Origin of the sequence: Kitasatospora sp. NPDC059160 (assembly GCF_042755465.1) — a bacterium.
GTDB lineage: Bacteria > Actinomycetota > Actinomycetes > Streptomycetales > Streptomycetaceae > Kitasatospora.
Genome location: NZ_JBHZCN010000154.1, coordinates 1 through 16,480 on the forward strand (window position 1 = coordinate 1; position 16,480 = coordinate 16,480).

Here is a 16,480-nt window from a genome sequence, read left to right on the forward strand (position 1 = left end):
CAGACCCCGGACCGGGGGCGGGGAGGCACACGCGCGACGGGGTCAGGCGGAGATGCCGGCGGCGGCGCCGAGGTCCCGCTTGATGTCGGCGAGCAGCCCGGCGGCCCGCTCCCGGGCGGCGGCCAGGTCGGCCGCGCTGCCGACCGGGAGGACGACCTCCAGGTAGCACTTGAGCTTGGGCTCGGTGCCGGAGGGGCGGACCACGATCCGGGCCGAGCGCACGGTCTCGCCGGCCAGGTAGTAGCGCAGGCCGTCGGTGGGCGGCAGCTCGGCGGAGCCGGCCGAGAGGTCGTCGGCGCGGGTGACGGTCAGTCCGGCCAGGACGGTCGGCGGCTGCTCGCGCAGCCGGCGCATGGCGTCGGCGATCAGCGAGAGGTCCTGCACCCGGACGGACAGCTGGTCGGTGGCGTGCAGGCCGTGCTCCAGCGCCAGGTCGTCCAGCAGGTCGGTCAGCGTGCGGCCGGACCGCTTGAGCGTCGCGGCCAGCTCGGCGACCAGCAGGGCGGCGGTGATGCCGTCCTTGTCCCGGACGCCCTGCGGGTCGACGCAGTAGCCGAGCGCCTCCTCGTAGCCGTAGCGCAGGCCCTCGGCACGGGAGATCCACTTGAAGCCGGTCAGCGTCTCGGCGTAGCCCAGGCCGGCGGCCTCGGCGATCCGGCCGAGCAGGGTGGCGGAGACGATGGTGGTGGCGAAGGTGCCCTCGGCCTTCTTCGCGACCAGCGCGGAGCCCAGCAGCGCGCCGACCTCGTCGCCGCGCAGCATCCGCCAGCCGGAGGTGCCGTTGCCGCTGCCCACGGCGTTGCCGTTGACCGGGACGGCCACCGCGCAGCGGTCGGCGTCCGGGTCGTTGGCGATCACGATGTCCGGGCCGACCGCGGCGGCGGTGCGGAAGGCGAGGTCCATCGCCCCCGGCTCCTCCGGGTTGGGGAAGGCCACGGTCGGGAAGTCCGGGTCGGGCTCGGCCTGCTCGGCGACCACGGTCGGCGCGGGGAAGCCGGCCCGGCGGAAGGCGGCGACCAGGGTGTCGCGGCCGACGCCGTGCATCGGGGTGTAGACCACGTCCAGCTCGCGCGGGCTGTGCTCGTCGACGATCGAGACGGCCCGGGTCAGGTAGGCGTCGACGACGTCCTCGCCGAGCACCTCCCAGCCCTCCCCGGCGCGCGGGACGTCGTCCAGCGAGCCGATCGCGTCGATCTCGGCGGCGATCCCGGCGTCGGCCGGCGGGACGATCTGCGAGCCGTCGCCCAGGTAGACCTTGTAGCCGTTGTCCTGCGGCGGGTTGTGGCTGGCGGTGACGGTCACGCCGGCGGCCGCGCCCAGGTGGCGGACGGCGAAGGCGAGCACCGGGGTCGGCAGCGGGCGCGGCAGCAGCGCGGCGCGCAGACCGGCGCCGACCACCACGGCGGCGGTGTCCCGGGCGAAGTCGTACGACTTGTGCCGGGCGTCGTAGCCGATCACCACGAGGTCGCCGAGGCCCTGCTGCTTCACGTACGCGACCAGGCCGGCGGCGGCCCGGATCACCACGGCGCGGTTCATCCGCATCGGGCCGGCGCCGAGCTCGCCGCGCAGCCCGGCGGTGCCGAACTGGAGGCGGTCGGAGAAGCGCTCGGCGAGCTCGGCCCAGGCGAGCGTGTTGTCCTCCTGGGCCTCCGCGCCCTCGGCCCGGGCGAGCAGGGCGGCGAGCTCCTCGCGGGTCTGCGGGTCGGGGTCCTCGGCCAGCCAGGTGCGGGCCCGGGCGAGGAGGTCGGTGGTAGGTGCCTGCGTCATGTTCTTGCCTGCTCCATCGGGAAGTGCGTCGGGTGACGGCCGGAGGGTTCCACGCAAAGGGGAGTAGAAGAGGTGTGCACATGCGGACGGGGCCCCCGGGATGGCGTGATCAGCGGATCACGCCGCCCGTGGGCCCCGTCGTTCATGATTCTGCGCCCGGCAGGCGTCAGATCCGCTCCAGGACCTTCGCCAGCAGCTCGCCCATGCGCTCGGCCGAGGCCTTGCCGGCCTCCAGGACCTCTTCGTGGTTGAGCGGCTCGCCGGTGATGCCGGCGGCCAGGTTGGTGACCAGGGAGATGCCGAGCACCTCGGAGCCGGCCTCGCGGGCGGCGATGGCCTCCAGCGTGGTGGACATGCCGACCAGCTCGCCGCCGATCACCCGGGCCATGTTGACCTCGGCCGGGGTCTCGTAGTGCGGGCCGCGGAACTGGACGTAGACGGCCTCGTCCAGGCTCGGGTCGACCTCGTGGCACAGGGCGCGCAGGCGCTTGGAGTACAGGTCGGTGAGGTCGACGAAGTTGGCGCCGACGATCGGGGAGTCCGCGGTCAGGTTGATGTGGTCGCTGATCAGGACCGGCTGACCCGGGGTCCAGCCCTGGCGCAGACCGCCACAGCCGTTGGTCAGCACGATGATCCCGCAGCCGGCCGCGGCGGCGGTGCGCACGCCGTGGACGACGGTGGCGACGCCGTGGCCCTCGTAGTAGTGGTTGCGGCCCAGGAAGATCAGGGCGCGCTTGTCGCCGATCTTCACCGAGCGGATCTTGCCGGCGTGGCCGGCCACGGCGGGGGCGGGGAAGCCCGGGAGGTCGGTGACCGGGAACTCGGCCACGGTCTCGCCCAGGGCGTCGGCGGCCGGCACCCAGCCGGAGCCCATCACCAGGGCGACGTCGTGCCGCTCGGCACCGGTCAGCTCGCGCAGGCGCTCGGCGGCGGCCTGGGCGGCGGCGTAGGGGTCGGCGGAGACGACCGACTGAGGAGAAGCGTTCACGGGTCCGAGGATAGACGGCTTTCGGCTACGCGCGTAGAAATTCGCCCGCGGCATGCCGGATCGTTACCCGGTTGGCCCGAAAACACAGCTCGGTGGCGCTTTCGGGTGACCGGGTTCGTCGATTCGTACGGAAAGAGGACCGGCGGTCAGCACGGCCGCCGGCGCAGCTCCATCACGTAGTCGTGCGGGGCCCCGGCGCTCTCCGCGGCGTCGGCGATCAGACCGAGGTAGCGGGCCGCGGGCAGGCCGCCCTCGTAGTCGTTGAGCACGTACGTCCAGACCGGGATGTCGCCGTCCAGGGTCTGCGCCCGCAGCTTGATCTTGCGGTAGATGCCGAGCTGGACGCCCTCCCAGCGGTCCAGGCCCTCCTCGTCCATCGGCGCGATGTCGTAGAGGGAGACGAAGACCTGGTCCTTCTCGTCCTCCACGACGGTGGCCAGCGAGCCCTCCCAGCCGAGCTGCTCGCCGCCGAAGGTGAGCCGCCAGCCGTCCAGCCACCCCGTGCCGCGCAGCGGGGAGTGCGGGGCTCGGCGGGTCATCTGCCGGGCATCGAGGTTGGTGGCATACGCGGCGTAAAGGGGCATGGGTGCAGCGTAGCCCGGTCGGCCCACGGGGCGGGGCGAGTGGATGAAGAGATCGAGCGCGGACCCCCTTGTGGCGCCGCTCCCGGCGTGCGGGACAATGGGGTACGTGACTCGGATCGTGATCATCGGTGGCGGACCCGGCGGCTACGAGGCGGCCCTGGTGGCCTCTCAGCTCGGCGCGGAGGTGACCGTCGTCGACCGCGACGGTCTGGGCGGATCGGCGGTGCTCACGGACTGCGTGCCGTCGAAGACCCTGATCGCGACCGCGGAGGTGATGACCACCTTCGACAGCTCGTACGAGGAGCTGGGCATCACCGTCGACCAGGGCGCCGCCGAGGGGCGGGAGTCCAAGGTCATCGGCGTCGACCTGGGCAAGGTCAACCGCCGTGTGAAGCGCCTGGCGATCGCGCAGTCCCACGACATCACCCAGTCCGTCACCCGCGCCGGGGTCACCGTGCTGCGCGGGCGCGGCCGGCTCGGCGCCGGCGGGCAGGCCGTGGACGGCTCCCGCGAGGTGCTGGTGGACGGCCCCGACGGCAGCGTGCAGTCGCTGCGCGCCGACGCGGTGCTGATCGCCACCGGCGCCCACCCGCGCGAGGTGCCGGACGCCGAGCCGGACGGCGAGCGGATCCTCACCTGGACCCAGGTGTACGACCTGGAGGAGCTGCCCCGCGAGCTGATCGTGGTCGGTTCCGGTGTGACCGGTGCCGAGTTCGCCGGCGCGTACCAGGCGCTCGGCTCGAAGGTCACCCTGGTGTCCAGCCGCGACCGGGTGCTGCCGGGCGAGGACCCGGACGCCGCCGAGGTGCTGGAGGAGGTCTTCCGCCGCCGCGGCATGAACGTGATGAGCCGTTCGCGCGCCGAGAGCGCCAAGCGGATCGGCGACCGGGTCGAGGTGACCCTCTCCGACGGCAAGGTGATCGAGGGCACCCACTGCCTGATGGCGGTCGGCTCGATCCCCAACACGGCCGAGATGGGCCTGGAGGAGGCCGGGGTCAAGCTCAACGACTGGGGCCAGATCCAGGTCGACCGGGTCTCCCGCACCAGCGCCCCGGGCGTGTACGCGGCCGGCGACTGCACCGGCGTCTTCATGCTCGCCTCGGTGGCGGCCATGCAGGGCCGGATCGCGATGTACCACGCGCTGGGCGACGCGGTGCAGCCGTTGAACCTCAAGACCGTGGCCTCCAACGTCTTCACCGACCCGGAGATCGCCACCGTCGGCTACACCGCCGCCGACGTGGAGTGCGGGAAGATGGACGCCGTCGTGGTCAAGCTGCCGCTGCGCGGCAACCCGCGGGCGAAGATGCAGGGCATCCGGGACGGCTTCGTGAAGCTGTTCTGCCGCCCGGGCACCGGCATCGTGGTCGGCGGCGTCGTGGTCGCCCCGCGGGCCAGCGAGCTGATCCACCCGATCGCGCTCGCGGTGGACGCCAATCTGACGGTCGAACAGGTGGCCAGCGCCTTCACCGTCTACCCGTCGGTCTCCGGCTCGACCGCCGAGGCCGCCCGGCAGCTGCACGTCCGGAAGCGGGCCGGCGGCGAATCCTGAGCTCAAGGCGCACAGTTGGGGCGGCTGCCGGTCGGCGGCCGCCCTTCGCGCAGGCATGATCGTCACCCGGACGGCGGGCGCAGTTCCGGGTTGTTGACGGCGCGTATTGTACGGTCACGCGCCGCTCTTGCGTGAGCAATTCCCGCTACCAGCTGCAAACGCCTGAAAGCAGACGGTCACGCAGGTTACCGTCGGTTCTGTGTTTGCAGCAGAACGTCGCCAGTTGATCCTCGAAATGGTGCGCGCCAACGGAGCGGTCTCGCTCCGGGAGTTGGCCCGCGTCGTCCAGACCTCCGAAGTGACCGTGCGCCGTGACGTGCGGGCGCTGGAGGCAGAAGGGCTCCTCGACCGCCGGCACGGCGGCGCGGTGCTCCCCGGCGGCTTCAGCCGCGAACCCGGATACCCGCAGAAGACCCACCTGTCCGCGGCGGAGAAGAGCGCCATCGCGGACCTCGCCGCCGGGCTGGTGGAGGAGGGCGACGCGGTGGTGGTCGGCGCCGGCACCACCACCCAGGAGCTGGCCCGCCGGCTGGCCCGGGTGCCCGGGCTGACGGTGGTCACCAACTCGCTGCTGGTCGCCCAGGCGCTGGCGCACGCCAACCGGGTCGAGGTGGTGATGACCGGCGGGACCTTGCGCGGCTCCAACTACGCCCTGGTGGGCAGCGGCGCCGAGCAGTCCCTGCAGGGGCTGCGGGTCACCAAGGCCTTCATCTCCGGCAGCGGGCTGACCGCCGAGCGGGGGCTGTCGACCGCGAACATGCTGTCCGCGAGCGTGGACCGGGCCATGGTGCTGGCGGCCGCCGAGGTCATCGTCCTCGCCGACCACACCAAGCTCGGCGCGGCCGGCATGTTCCAGACCGTCTCCACCGAGACCATCACCCGGCTGGTCACCGACGAGCAGGCCACCGCCGACGACGCCTGCGCCCGCGAACTGGACGCGCTCGCCGACTGCGGGGTGCAGATCGACCTGGCTCCGCTCGGGGCCGCGCCGAGCGGCGACGCCCCCGTGCACGGCACCGGCAGCGGCCCGGTCCACCAGACCCAGCCGGGCCCGCTGGGCCGCCGTCCGGTCCCGCCGCCCGGCGGCGCCCCGCTGCCCGGCCAGCGCCGCCCCGGGGCGCACGGCGGCGGCCCGGTCGGCCCCGGCGGGCTGCCGGTCCGGCTGGCCGAGATGGGCCTGCCGCGCGGGCGCTGAGCCCGGCCGTGCCGTCGCGCGGGCCTACCCGCCCCGGAGGCGGGCGGGCGAGTAAACGCGACCGGTCCGCACCCCCGAAGGGAGTACGGACCGGTCGAAGACTGACGAACCCGTCGTCAGTCCTTGATCTCGCAGAGCGCGGCGCCGCTGCTGACGCTCGCGCCGACCTCGGCCTTGAGGCCGACCACGGTGCCCGCCTTGTGGGCGTTCAGCGGCTGCTCCATCTTCATCGCCTCCAGGACCACGATCAGCTCGCCCTCGGCGACGACCTGGCCCTCCTCGACGGCGACCTTGACGATGGTGCCCTGCATCGGCGAGGCCAGGGTGTCACCGCTGACGGACGAGCCGGCCTTCTTGGCGCCCACCCGGCGCTTGGCCTTGGCGGCACCGGTCGCACCGGCGGCCGGGGCCGCCGCGACGCCCAGCGAGGACGGCAGCGAGACCTCGATCCGCTTGCCGCCGACCTCGACGACCACGGTCTCCCGGGTCTCCGCCTCCTCGCCCTCGCCGGCGCCGCCGGTGAAGGCCGGGATGGTGTTCTCGAACTCGGTCTCGATCCAGCGGGTGTAGATCGTGAACGGGCCCTCGCCGCCGTGCACCTCCGGCGCGAACGCCGGGTCGGTGACGACCGCCTGGTGGAACGGGATGGCGGTGGCCATGCCCTCGACCTTGAACTCGTTCAGCGCGCGCCTGGCCCGCTCCAGGGCCTGCTTGCGGTCGCGGCCGGAGACGACCAGCTTGGCCAGCAGCGAGTCCCAGGCCGGGCCGATGACCGAGCCGGACTCCACGCCGGAGTCCAGGCGCACGCCCGGGCCGGACGGCGGGGCGAACAGCGTCACGGTGCCGGGCGCGGGCAGGAAGTTGCGGCCCGGGTCCTCGCCGTTGATGCGGAACTCGAAGGAGTGACCGCGCACCTCCGGGTCGCCGTAGCCGAGCTCCTCGCCGTCGGCGATCCGGAACATCTCGCGGACCAGGTCGATCCCGGTGACCTCCTCGGTGACCGGGTGCTCCACCTGCAGACGGGTGTTGACCTCCAGGAAGGAGATCGTGCCGTCCAGCGCGACCAGGAACTCGCAGGTCCCGGCGCCCTCGTAGCCGGCCTCCTTGAGGATGGCCTTGGAGGCGCGGTACAGCTCGGCGTTCTGGGCCTCGGTCAGGAACGGCGCGGGCGCCTCCTCGACCAGCTTCTGGTGCCGGCGCTGCAGCGAGCAGTCACGGGTGGAGACGACCACCACGTTGCCGTGCTTGTCCGCGAGGCACTGGGTCTCCACGTGCCGCGGGTTGTCCAGGTAGCGCTCCACGAAGCACTCGCCGCGACCGAAGGCGGCGACCGCCTCGCGCACCGCGGACTCGTACAGCTCCGGGATCTCCTCCAGGTTGCGGGCGACCTTGAGGCCGCGGCCGCCGCCGCCGAAGGCCGCCTTGATGGCGACCGGCAGGCCGTGCTCCCGGGCGAACGCGACGACCTCGTCGGCACCCGAGACCGGGTCCGGAGTGCCGGCCACCAGCGGGGCGCCGGCGCGCTGGGCGACGTGACGGGCGGTGACCTTGTCACCGAGGTCGCGGATGGCCTGCGGCGGCGGGCCGATCCAGGTCAGGCCCGCGTCGAGGACGGCCTGGGCGAACTCGGCGTTCTCCGACAGGAACCCGTAGCCGGGGTGGACGGCGTCGGCGCCGGAGTCCTCGGCGGCCTTGAGGACCTTGGCGATGTCCAGGTAACTGGTGCCGGGGGTGTCACCGCCCAGCGCGTAAGCCTCGTCGGCCGCGCGGACGTGCAGCGCATCCCGGTCCGGCTCGGCGTAGACGGCGACGCTGGCGATACCGGCGTCCGAGCAGGCCCTGGCGACGCGGACGGCGATTTCCCCGCGGTTGGCGATGAGCACCTTGCGCACTGTGGCTCCCTTCTTGAACCTCGATGAGTTTATGGATTCCTGGGCGGTACCGGCGAGTAGCCCCGGGTTGTGAACTATCCCACACGCTCGGTGATGGGATTCCCCGCCGCCGGGACGGGGTTGAGAACGACTGCGCAGGTGGTGGCAGGTGTGCTCGCACGGGGGTGGTCGACGGTGGGTGACCGCGGGGCGGCGTGGCGGGTCGGTGGGATGGGACACACCTTCCGCGGCCCGCTCATGCCGCGGTGCTTCCGGCCGGTGCCGCGGCGGTGGGGCGACGGAGCGCCTCGGCCGTCACGTCGGCGACCGGCTCGACCATGTCCGGCCCGTACGCGTCCGGGTTGACCACCCGCAGGACGAGGGCGAAGGTGCCGTTCCGGCCGTGCTCGCGGGCCAGTTCGCGGTGGTGCGCGACCAGGTAGCGCACGCCCGCCTGGTTGGCCGTGCCGGTCTGGCCGGAGATCAGGAACACCGGGCGGCCGCCCTCCGGGGTGGCGATCCGGGCCAGTAGGACGTGGGTCCGGTCGGCTTCGACGGTGAAGTCCCGGTCGCCGACCACGATCACGTTGCTGCCCGGGCCCGGACCGGAGGTGACCAGCACGCCCGGCAGGCCCCAGGCCAGGTGAGCGGCCATCCGCTCGTTGCTGACCGGACCGCCCAGGCACAGCTCGGTCTTGGCGCCCAGGCCGCGGTGCGCGGCGTCGTGGGCGACCAGTTCGGGCCGGGCGCCGCACTCCTCGACCAGCCCGGCCAGCCACATCAGGGCGTAGGCGTCCCGGCGGGTCACGGTGTTGGCGTGCGAGCCCGTCCCGACGCTGCGGGGCACCACGATCAGGCAGTCGCTGCCGGACGGGAGCCCGAAGAACTCCCGTACCCGCTCGACCTTCCGGCGCCGCCGCAGGGCCTGAGCCAGCCAGCCGAGCCCGGCGCTGATGGCGCTGGCCACCAGGCCGAGCACCACGTTGAGCACGTTGTCGGTCATCGCCCGCGTTCCCCTCCCCGTTCGGACGCCGGTCAGCTTAGAGGCACAAGCAGGCGGACTGGCAGGTCAGTTGGCCCACAGATCGGTGATGCGGACGTCCAGGTCGGCGAGCAGCCGGCGCAGCAGCGGCAGGGACAGGCCGATGACGTTGCCCGGGTCGCCGTCGATGCCGTCGACGAACGGCGCCGAGCGGCCGTCCAGGGTGAACGCCCCGGCCACGTGCAGCGGTTCGCCGGAGGCGACGTAGGCGGCCACCTCCGCGTCGTCCGGGGTGCCGAAGCGGACGGTGGTGGAGGCGGTCGCCGAGGACTGCCGGCCGGTCGCGGTGTCGATCACGCAGTGGCCGGTGCGCAGCACCCCGGCGCGGCCGCGCATGGACTGCCAGCGGGCCAGCGCCTCGGTGGCGTCGGCCGGCTTGCCGAGGGCCAGGCCGTCCAGTTCCAGGACGGAGTCGCAGCCGATCACCAGCTCGCCGCCGGTCAGTTCGGCGGCGACGGCCTTCGCCTTGGCCTCGGCCAGGACGAGGGCGAGCTCGCCGGGGGTGGCGGCGGTGATCGCGTCCTCGTCGACGCCGCTGACCACCACGCGCGGGTCGAGCCCCGCCTGGCGCAGCAGCCCGAGGCGGGCGGGGGAGGCGGAAGCGAGGACGAGGGAGCGCTGGTCGGTCATGCCCACCAGGGTAGGGGGTTGGTGGTTGAGCCGTTCTGGTGAACGACTCAGGTGAAGTACCGGCTGACCATGATCAGGACGGCACCCACCAGCACGATCGCGGCGAGCACCTTGCCGGCCCGCTGCATCCGCTCCTGCATGCGACGGGCCTCGGGCGAGGGCCCGTCCTCGGGGTCTGACCAGAGCACCCGTCCAGAGTGCGGTGCGGGTGGGCCCGGCCGCCTGAGTATCCGTACTCAGGTTTCGGGCAAAGCGGGCGAGCGACCGGGCGAGTCGGGGAGCAGGAAGTCGGGCCGGCCGACTTCCTGCTCCGCGTGGTCAACTCAGTGCGCCCAGCCCGAGGTGCGCCAGGCGTTGACGCCCGGGTGGACGGCGGGGCGGAGCAGCCGGGAGCGGTCGTTCCAGGGGGAGGCCGGGCCGACACCGGCCAGGCGCGCCGCCTCCGCGGCGGCCTGCGCGGCGGCGGCCCGGGCCTGGACCACCGCCAGGACGGTGGCGAGCTCCTCGGGGGTCGGCTGCCCGTGCAGCACGTGGATCGGGGACATGGCTGGTTCTCTCCCGAGAGGGGTGGTGCCTACAGGGGGATGTTGCCGTGCTTCTTGGGCGGCAGCACCTCGCGCTTGCCGCGCAGCGCCCGCAGGCCCCGGACGATGTGCCGGCGGGTCTCGCTCGGGGCGATCACCGCGTCGACGTAGCCGCGCTCGGCGGCCAGGTACGGGTTCAGCAGGGTGTCCTCGTACGAGGCGATCAGCTCGGCCCGCTTCTCCTCGACGGTGCCGGTGGCCGCGGCCTCGGCGATCTCCCGGCGGTGCAGGATGTTGACCGCGCCCTGGGCGCCCATCACCGCGATCTGCGCGGTCGGCCAGGCCAGGTTGAGGTCGGCGCCCAGGTGCTTGGAGCCCATGACGTCGTACGCGCCGCCGAAGGCCTTGCGGGTGATCACGGTGATCAGCGGGACGGTCGCCTCGGCGTAGGCGTAGATCAGCTTGGCGCCGCGGCGGATGATGCCGTCCCACTCCTGCTCGGTGCCGGGCAGGAAGCCGGGCACGTCCACGAAGGTCAGCACCGGGATGTTGAAGGAGTCGCAGGTGCGGATGAACCGCGCGGCCTTCTCGCTGGCGTTGATGTCCAGGCAGCCGGCCAGGTCCATCGGCTGGTTGCCGACGATGCCGACCGGGTGGCCCTCGACCCGGCCGAAGCCGGTGATGATGTTGCCCGCGTACAGCGGCTGGGTCTCCAGGAACTCGCCGTCGTCGACGACGTGCTCGATCACCTTGCGCATGTCGTACGGCTGGTTCGCCGAGTCCGGCACGATGGCGTCGAGTTCGAGGTCCTCGTCGGTGACCGAGAGGTCGGCCTGCTCCGGGTAGGACGGCGGGTCGCTCAGGTTGTTGGAGGGCAGGTACGACAGCAGGTTCTTGACGTACTCGATCGCCTCCTTCTCGTCCGAGGCCAGGTAGTGGGCGTTGCCGGACTTGGTGTTGTGGGTGCGGGCGCCGCCCAGCTCCTCCATGCCGACGTCCTCGCCGGTCACCGTCTTGATGACGTCCGGGCCGGTGATGAACATGTGCGAGGTCTGGTCGGCCATCACCACGAAGTCGGTGATCGCGGGGGAGTAGACCGCGCCGCCGGCGCAGGGGCCCATGATCAGCGAGATCTGCGGGATGACGCCGGAGGCGTGCACGTTGCGGCGGAAGATCTCGCCGTACAGGCCGAGCGAGACCACGCCCTCCTGGATCCGGGCGCCGCCGGAGTCGTTGATGCCGATGACCGGGCAGCCGGTCTTCAGCGCGAAGTCCATCACCTTGACGATCTTCTCGCCGAAGACCTCGCCGAGCGAACCGCCGAAGACGGTGAAGTCCTGGGCGAAGACGGCGACCTGGCGGCCGTCGACGGTGCCGTAGCCGGTCACCACGCCGTCGCCGTACGGGCGGTTCTTCTCCTGGCCGAAGTTGGTCGAGCGGTGCCGGGCGAACTCGTCGAACTCGACGAAGGAGTCCTCGTCGAGCAGCTCCAGGACCCGCTCCCGGGCCGTCTGCTTGCCCTTGGCGTGCTGCTTCTCCACGGCCTTGGACGAGCCGGAGTGCACCGCCTCGTCCAGCCTGCGCCGCAGGTCGGCCAGTTTCCCGGCGGTGGTGTGGGGGTCGTACGGCGCCTCGGTCATCCGGTGGCTCTCCCTGATCATGGGCCGCGACCTGTTCGATCGCGCGGGCCGGGATCGGGGGCTCGCGCACGAGGGCAGGGCGGCGCTGCGAACTACCGCTGCGTAGCGTAACCAGCGCGCAGGGCGATGCGGCACGTCCTGGCGTTATGGCCATCGACACAGTGTGTCAACGAGCGTTCTGCGGGACGATGGGGCGGACTGCGCCTCTGCGGCCCGTCCTGCCGCGGGCCGGTGCACGTCCTAGGGTGGCCACCATGACCGCACCCGAGACCTCCCGCCGCAGCGGACTGCGCGGCTTCGGCCGCACCGGACCGTCCCCCTGGACCGACCTGGACCGGCCGCCGCTGGACCAGGAGGTGCTGCGCCGCGACCTGGTCGTCCCGGGTGGGCTGTGGACCTCGCTGGACGTCGTCACCGAGACCGGCTCGACCAACAGCGACCTCGCCGAGCGGGCCCGCGCGGGCGCCCCGCAGGGCGCGGTGCTGGTCGCCGAGGCGCAGAGCGCCGCGCGCGGGCGGCTGGACCGGCAGTGGACCGCCCCGGCCCGCTCCGGACTGTTCCTGTCCTTCCTGCTGCGCCCGGAGGAGGTACCGGTCGAGCGGTACGGCTGGCTGCCGATCCTGGTCGGGGTGGCCGCCGCCAGCGCCCTGGACCGGGTGGCCGGGGTCGAGGTCGGGTTGAAGTGGCCCAACGACCTCCAGACCGGGATCGACGGCGCGGAGCGCAAGCTCGGCGGCATCCTCACCGAGCTGAGCGGCGGCGCGGTGGTGGTCGGGATGGGCCTCAACGTCTCGTTGCGCACCGCGGAGCTGCCCGTCCCCACCGCCGCCTCGCTGGCGCTGGCCGGAGCCGCCACCACCGACCGCTCGGTCCTGCTGCGCGCCCTGCTGCGCGAGTTCGCCGGGCTCTACCGGGAGTGGACGGCCGCCGCCGGGGACCCGCACGCCAGCGACCTGCTGCGGGCGTACGCGGACCGCTGCAGCACCCTCGGCCGGCAGGTCAAGGTGCACCTGCCGGGCGACCACGAGCTGGTCGGCGAGGCGGTCGCGATCGACGGGGACGGCCGCCTGGTGGTCCGCACCGCGGACGGCGCACGCCGGGCGGTCGGCGCGGGGGACGTGGTCCACGTCCGCCCCGAACCGCGCCCCGAGCCGCGCTGAGCGGCAGTCTTCACCTCTCCTTGACTCGGGCGGATGCCCCGGATCACGCGATTCCGTGCGAACATTCCACCTGGCAGCGGTGTGAGGCGCGCCACTGTCCGCCCGGGTGGCGGACGGCGTGCCCGGACGGGTAGGACACGAGGCGAGTGCGGCGACCGCACGGGGACGGACCGGTGGCAGAGGACGGCAACGGCGGGACGGCGGGCAGCCACGACCCCACGGTCGCGCTCGAACTGGAACGCCTGATCCTGGACGCACCACGCCGCTACACCCCGTACCAGGCCGCGCGTGCCGCCGACGTCCCGATGGAGCTGGCCACCCGCTTCTGGCGGGCCATGGGCTTCCCCGACATCGGCCAGTCCCGGGCCCTCACCGACGGCGACGTGATCGCGCTGCGGCGCCTCGCCGGACTGGTCGAGTCCGGGCTGCTCAGCGAGTCGATGGCGATCCAGGTGGCCCGCTCCACCGGCCAGACCACGGCCCGGCTGGCCGGTTGGCAGATGGACACCTTCCTGGAGAACCTCACCCAGGCCGTCGAGCCCGGACTGACCCGCGCCGACGTCGCGTACCCGCTGGTCGAACTGCTGCTGCCGGAACTGGAGCAGTTCCTGGTGTACGTCTGGCGGCGCCAACTGGCCGCCGTCACCGGCCGGGTGGTGCAGGCCGCCGAGGACAACGAGATCACCAGCGGCCGGCTCGCGGTGGGCTTCGCGGACCTGGTCGGCTTCACCCGGCTGTCCCGGCGGCTGGAGGAGGAGGAACTCGGCGAACTCGTCGAGACCTTCGAGAACACCTGCTCCGACCTGATCGCCGGGCAGGGCGGCCGGGTGATCAAGACCCTGGGCGACGAGATCCTCTACGTCTCCGAGGACCCGGCCACCGCCGCCGAGATCGCGCTCAGCCTGATCGACGCCCTCGCCGAGGACGAGACCATCCCGGCGCTGCGGGTCGGCATGGCCTTCGGGACGGTCACCCAGCGGATGGGCGACGTCTTCGGCACCACCGTGAACCTGGCCAGCCGGCTCACCTCCATCGCCCCCAAGGACGCGGTGCTCATCGACGGCGAGTTCGCCGCCGCCCTGGAGCAGAACGGCAGCGTCGCCCCCGCCGACTCGGAGGGGCCGGGCCTGGCCGAGGCGCTGTCGGTGGCGGCCGGGATGCCCGCCTCCGGGCTGCCGGTGCCGGGGCCGGACGCGGGGGCGCGGTTCCACCTCCAGCCGATGTGGCGGCGGCCGGTGCGGGGGCTGGGGCTGGTGGAGCCGTGGCTGCTGTCGCGGCGGATGAAGGCGGAGTAGCCGGACCGGTCGGAGTAGCCGGACCGGTCGGAGCGGTCGCACCGGTGGGAGTGGGCCGGTCGGGGCGTTCGATGGGGCCGGTCGGTGGTGTTTCGGTGGCCGAACGGTTGAAGGTCGTACCGCCTGCTGCGGTTCCATCCGGGCAAACGGGGCAAAACCGAACGAAATCGCCCTAGTCTTGGTGCAAGCGGCCACGGGTGCGGCCGACCGGTGGGGGTCCGGGAGGACCGAGCACAGGGAGCGAGGCGAGCCGGTGAGCAGTGAGGCGATCATGACGGACCGCGGCTGCGACTGCGAGGGCCCGCACCGCGCCGACCCGCTGCCCGACCTGCGGCTCCAGTCGGTGGTCGAACTCGCCCAGGACATGGCCGGGGCGCTCACCCCGCTGGAGGCCGTCCGGGCCGCCGCCGCCCGGGCCACCGAGGCGCTCGGCGCCACCATGGCCGCCGTCTCGGTCTGGGACCGCGAGTCCGGCCGGCTGCGCGTGCTGGTCAACCACGGCCGGCTCGCGCCCGGCGAGGAGGAACTGCCGCAGGACGAGTCCTACCCGGTCGCGGACTTCCCGGAGATCGTCACCTACCTGGAGGAACGCTGGACCACCGGGCGGCTGCCGCGCGCCTGGCTGCAGACCGCCGAGAACGACGAGCCGCACGCCGGGCACGCACACCCGACCGCCGGCGCGTACTGCCAGGAGCGCGCCGCCGCGCTGCGCCGGCGCGGCCGGGCCTGCTGCGTGGTCGCGCCGATCGTGCTGCACGGACAGGCCTGGGGCGAGCTCTACCTCGCCCGGTCCGTCGGCCTGCCGGTCTTCACCGAGGCCGACGCCGACTACGCGACCCTGCTCGCCGCCCAGATCTCGGCCGGCCTCGCCCAGACCGAACGCCTCGCCGACCTGCGCAGACTCGCCTTCTCCGACCCGCTCACCGGCCTCGCCAACCGGCGGGCCGTCGACGCCCGGCTGGAGAGCGCGCTGGAGGCCCACAACCGGGACAACACCGTGGTCTCGCTGGTGGTCTGCGACGTCAACGGACTCAAACGGGTCAACGACCAGCTCGGCCACGAGATGGGCGACCGGCTGCTCGAACGCTTCGCCCACCAGCTCTCGCTGGCCGCCGCCAAACTGCCCGGCAGCCTGGCCGCCCGGCTCGGCGGGGACGAGTTCTGCCTGCTCGCCGAAGGACAGAAGGCCGACGAGGTGGTCGCCGTCGCCGAGGAGCTCTGTGCCCGGGCCCTCGCCCTCGCCGAGGGCGAGGGGGTCGCCTGCGGCGTCGCCTCCACCGGGGACTCCATCGGACCGGTCACCACCCCCGACCGGCTCTTCCGGCTCGCCGACGCCGCCCAGTACCGGGCCAAGGCCGCCCGCGCCGCCCACCCCGTCGTGGCCGGGCGCAGCCACGGCCCCGGCTTCTCGCCCGACCCCACCGTGCTGCTCGCCGACGCCGCCGACCCCCACCACCGCGCCGACGGACGCCGCGGGCCCGGCGGCCGGGCCGGCACCGCCGACCGGCGGCGGTTCCGCGGCGCCGCCCACAGCGCCGACCCCGGACAGCTGCTCACCGCGGTCCTCTCCGCCCTCGACCAGGCCGCGGCCGCCCGGGCCGTCCACCCGGCCGACACCCTCGCCAAGCTGGCCGTCGTCGCCGAGACCTCCGCCCGGCTGCTCGACGCGGTCGGCTGGTGGGTCTCGTACGTGCCGCCCGGCTCCCAGCTGATGCGCACCGCCCAGCACGCCGTCTACCGGATGACCAGCGGGCCCAGCAGCACCCGGGCCGAGACCCAGCGGGCCCAGATCGAGGCGCCCGACGCGGTGTTCGACCTCCGTCACTACCCGATGACCCGGCGGGCCGTTCGTGGCGGGGCGTTCGCGCTCCGCGCGGGGGCGGCGGGGAACGATCCGGCGGAGGAGGCGATGCTCGTGGTCTCCGGGTACCGCGGGATGGTCGCGGCGGGCGGGCAGAACGCGGCGGGGGGCTGGTTGGTCGAGCTCTTCGCGGACGATGCGACGTTGCCGTTGGGGCAGGTGGCTTGTGCGTTGCGGGCTTTGGCGGCGGTGGCGTTGGCGGGGGGTGCGTCGCCGCCGGTGGTGTGAGGGCCGCTGCGCGGGGCTGGGGTGTGGGGGGTGGGCTTTCGGGAGGGTGGGTGGGTCCGGGGGCGGTTCCGGGGGTGGGTGCTCCGGCGGCTGGGTGATTTTCAGACCGCCGACCCTCATCGAGGGGGGGTTGAGACCGTTGGCGG

General features: G+C 73.4%; 13 protein-coding genes and 1 pseudogene. 5 read left to right on the forward strand and 9 right to left on the reverse strand.

Annotated elements, in window-relative coordinates; translation table 11 throughout:
- Positions 1–42 precede the first annotated feature (42 nt).
- The 3 genes from ACFXOZ_RS39110 to ACFXOZ_RS39120 form a co-directional block, all read right to left on the reverse strand.
- Positions 43–1,767, reverse strand: a complete 1,725-nt coding sequence (locus ACFXOZ_RS39110) for a phospho-sugar mutase (protein WP_380531309.1) — start codon at positions 1,765–1,767, stop codon at positions 43–45.
- A 166-nt stretch (positions 1,768–1,933) separates the two neighbouring features.
- The gene (locus tag ACFXOZ_RS39115) at positions 1,934–2,755 is read right to left on the reverse strand and encodes a purine-nucleoside phosphorylase (protein ID WP_375894710.1); all 822 of its coding nucleotides are present in this window, start codon (positions 2,753–2,755) and stop codon (positions 1,934–1,936) included.
- A gap of 146 nt (positions 2,756–2,901) precedes the next feature.
- Positions 2,902–3,339 (reverse strand): gamma-glutamylcyclotransferase, encoded by a 438-nt coding sequence (locus ACFXOZ_RS39120; protein WP_350503464.1) that lies wholly within the window; start codon positions 3,337–3,339, stop codon positions 2,902–2,904.
- Between the two features lie 97 nt (positions 3,340–3,436).
- On the opposite strand from ACFXOZ_RS39120, the gene ACFXOZ_RS39125 reads away from it, so the two are divergent.
- Entirely contained in the window at positions 3,437–4,888 is a 1,452-nt protein-coding gene (locus ACFXOZ_RS39125) for an NAD(P)H-quinone dehydrogenase (RefSeq protein WP_380531313.1), read from the forward strand.
- Positions 4,889–5,123: 235 nt separating this feature from the next.
- Positions 5,124–6,083: a DeoR/GlpR family DNA-binding transcription regulator gene (locus ACFXOZ_RS39130; protein ID WP_375894812.1), complete on the forward strand. Its 960-nt coding sequence runs from the start codon at positions 5,124–5,126 to the stop codon at positions 6,081–6,083.
- A gap of 116 nt (positions 6,084–6,199) precedes the next feature.
- Here the strand turns inward: ACFXOZ_RS39130 and ACFXOZ_RS39135 are convergent, their stop codons facing one another.
- The 6 genes from ACFXOZ_RS39135 to ACFXOZ_RS39160 form a co-directional block, all read right to left on the reverse strand.
- A complete protein-coding gene (locus tag ACFXOZ_RS39135) occupies positions 6,200–7,975 on the reverse strand; it encodes an acetyl/propionyl/methylcrotonyl-CoA carboxylase subunit alpha (RefSeq protein ID WP_375894716.1) in 1,776 nt (591 codons plus the stop codon).
- A gap of 235 nt (positions 7,976–8,210) precedes the next feature.
- The gene (locus ACFXOZ_RS39140; protein WP_380531320.1) at positions 8,211–8,957 is read right to left on the reverse strand and encodes a hypothetical protein; all 747 of its coding nucleotides are present in this window, start codon (positions 8,955–8,957) and stop codon (positions 8,211–8,213) included.
- 66 nt (positions 8,958–9,023) lie between these two features.
- Positions 9,024–9,626, reverse strand: coding sequence for a nucleoside triphosphate pyrophosphatase (locus ACFXOZ_RS39145; protein ID WP_375894721.1), 603 nt, complete (start codon positions 9,624–9,626; stop codon positions 9,024–9,026).
- Between the two features lie 47 nt (positions 9,627–9,673).
- Positions 9,674–9,814: a morphogenic membrane protein MmpB gene (mmpB, locus tag ACFXOZ_RS39150; protein ID WP_375894723.1), complete on the reverse strand. Its 141-nt coding sequence runs from the start codon at positions 9,812–9,814 to the stop codon at positions 9,674–9,676.
- A 135-nt stretch (positions 9,815–9,949) separates the two neighbouring features.
- The gene (locus tag ACFXOZ_RS39155; RefSeq protein WP_375894726.1) at positions 9,950–10,171 is read right to left on the reverse strand and encodes an acyl-CoA carboxylase subunit epsilon; all 222 of its coding nucleotides are present in this window, start codon (positions 10,169–10,171) and stop codon (positions 9,950–9,952) included.
- Positions 10,172–10,200: 29 nt separating this feature from the next.
- The gene (locus tag ACFXOZ_RS39160; RefSeq protein WP_380531324.1) at positions 10,201–11,811 is read right to left on the reverse strand and encodes an acyl-CoA carboxylase subunit beta; all 1,611 of its coding nucleotides are present in this window, start codon (positions 11,809–11,811) and stop codon (positions 10,201–10,203) included.
- A 233-nt stretch (positions 11,812–12,044) separates the two neighbouring features.
- Between ACFXOZ_RS39160 and ACFXOZ_RS39165 the strand changes: the two genes are divergently transcribed.
- The 3 genes and pseudogenes from ACFXOZ_RS39165 to ACFXOZ_RS39175 all read left to right on the forward strand — a co-directional run.
- A complete protein-coding gene (locus ACFXOZ_RS39165; protein ID WP_380594778.1) occupies positions 12,045–12,950 on the forward strand; it encodes a biotin--[acetyl-CoA-carboxylase] ligase in 906 nt (301 codons plus the stop codon).
- Positions 12,951–13,123: 173 nt separating this feature from the next.
- Positions 13,124–14,245 (forward strand): adenylate/guanylate cyclase domain-containing protein, encoded by a 1,122-nt coding sequence (locus ACFXOZ_RS39170; RefSeq protein ID WP_375894733.1) that lies wholly within the window; start codon positions 13,124–13,126, stop codon positions 14,243–14,245.
- A gap of 271 nt (positions 14,246–14,516) precedes the next feature.
- Positions 14,517–15,740 (forward strand): annotated as a pseudogene (locus tag ACFXOZ_RS39175) (diguanylate cyclase domain-containing protein); the annotation flags it as partial.
- Positions 15,741–16,480: the final 740 nt, after the last annotated feature.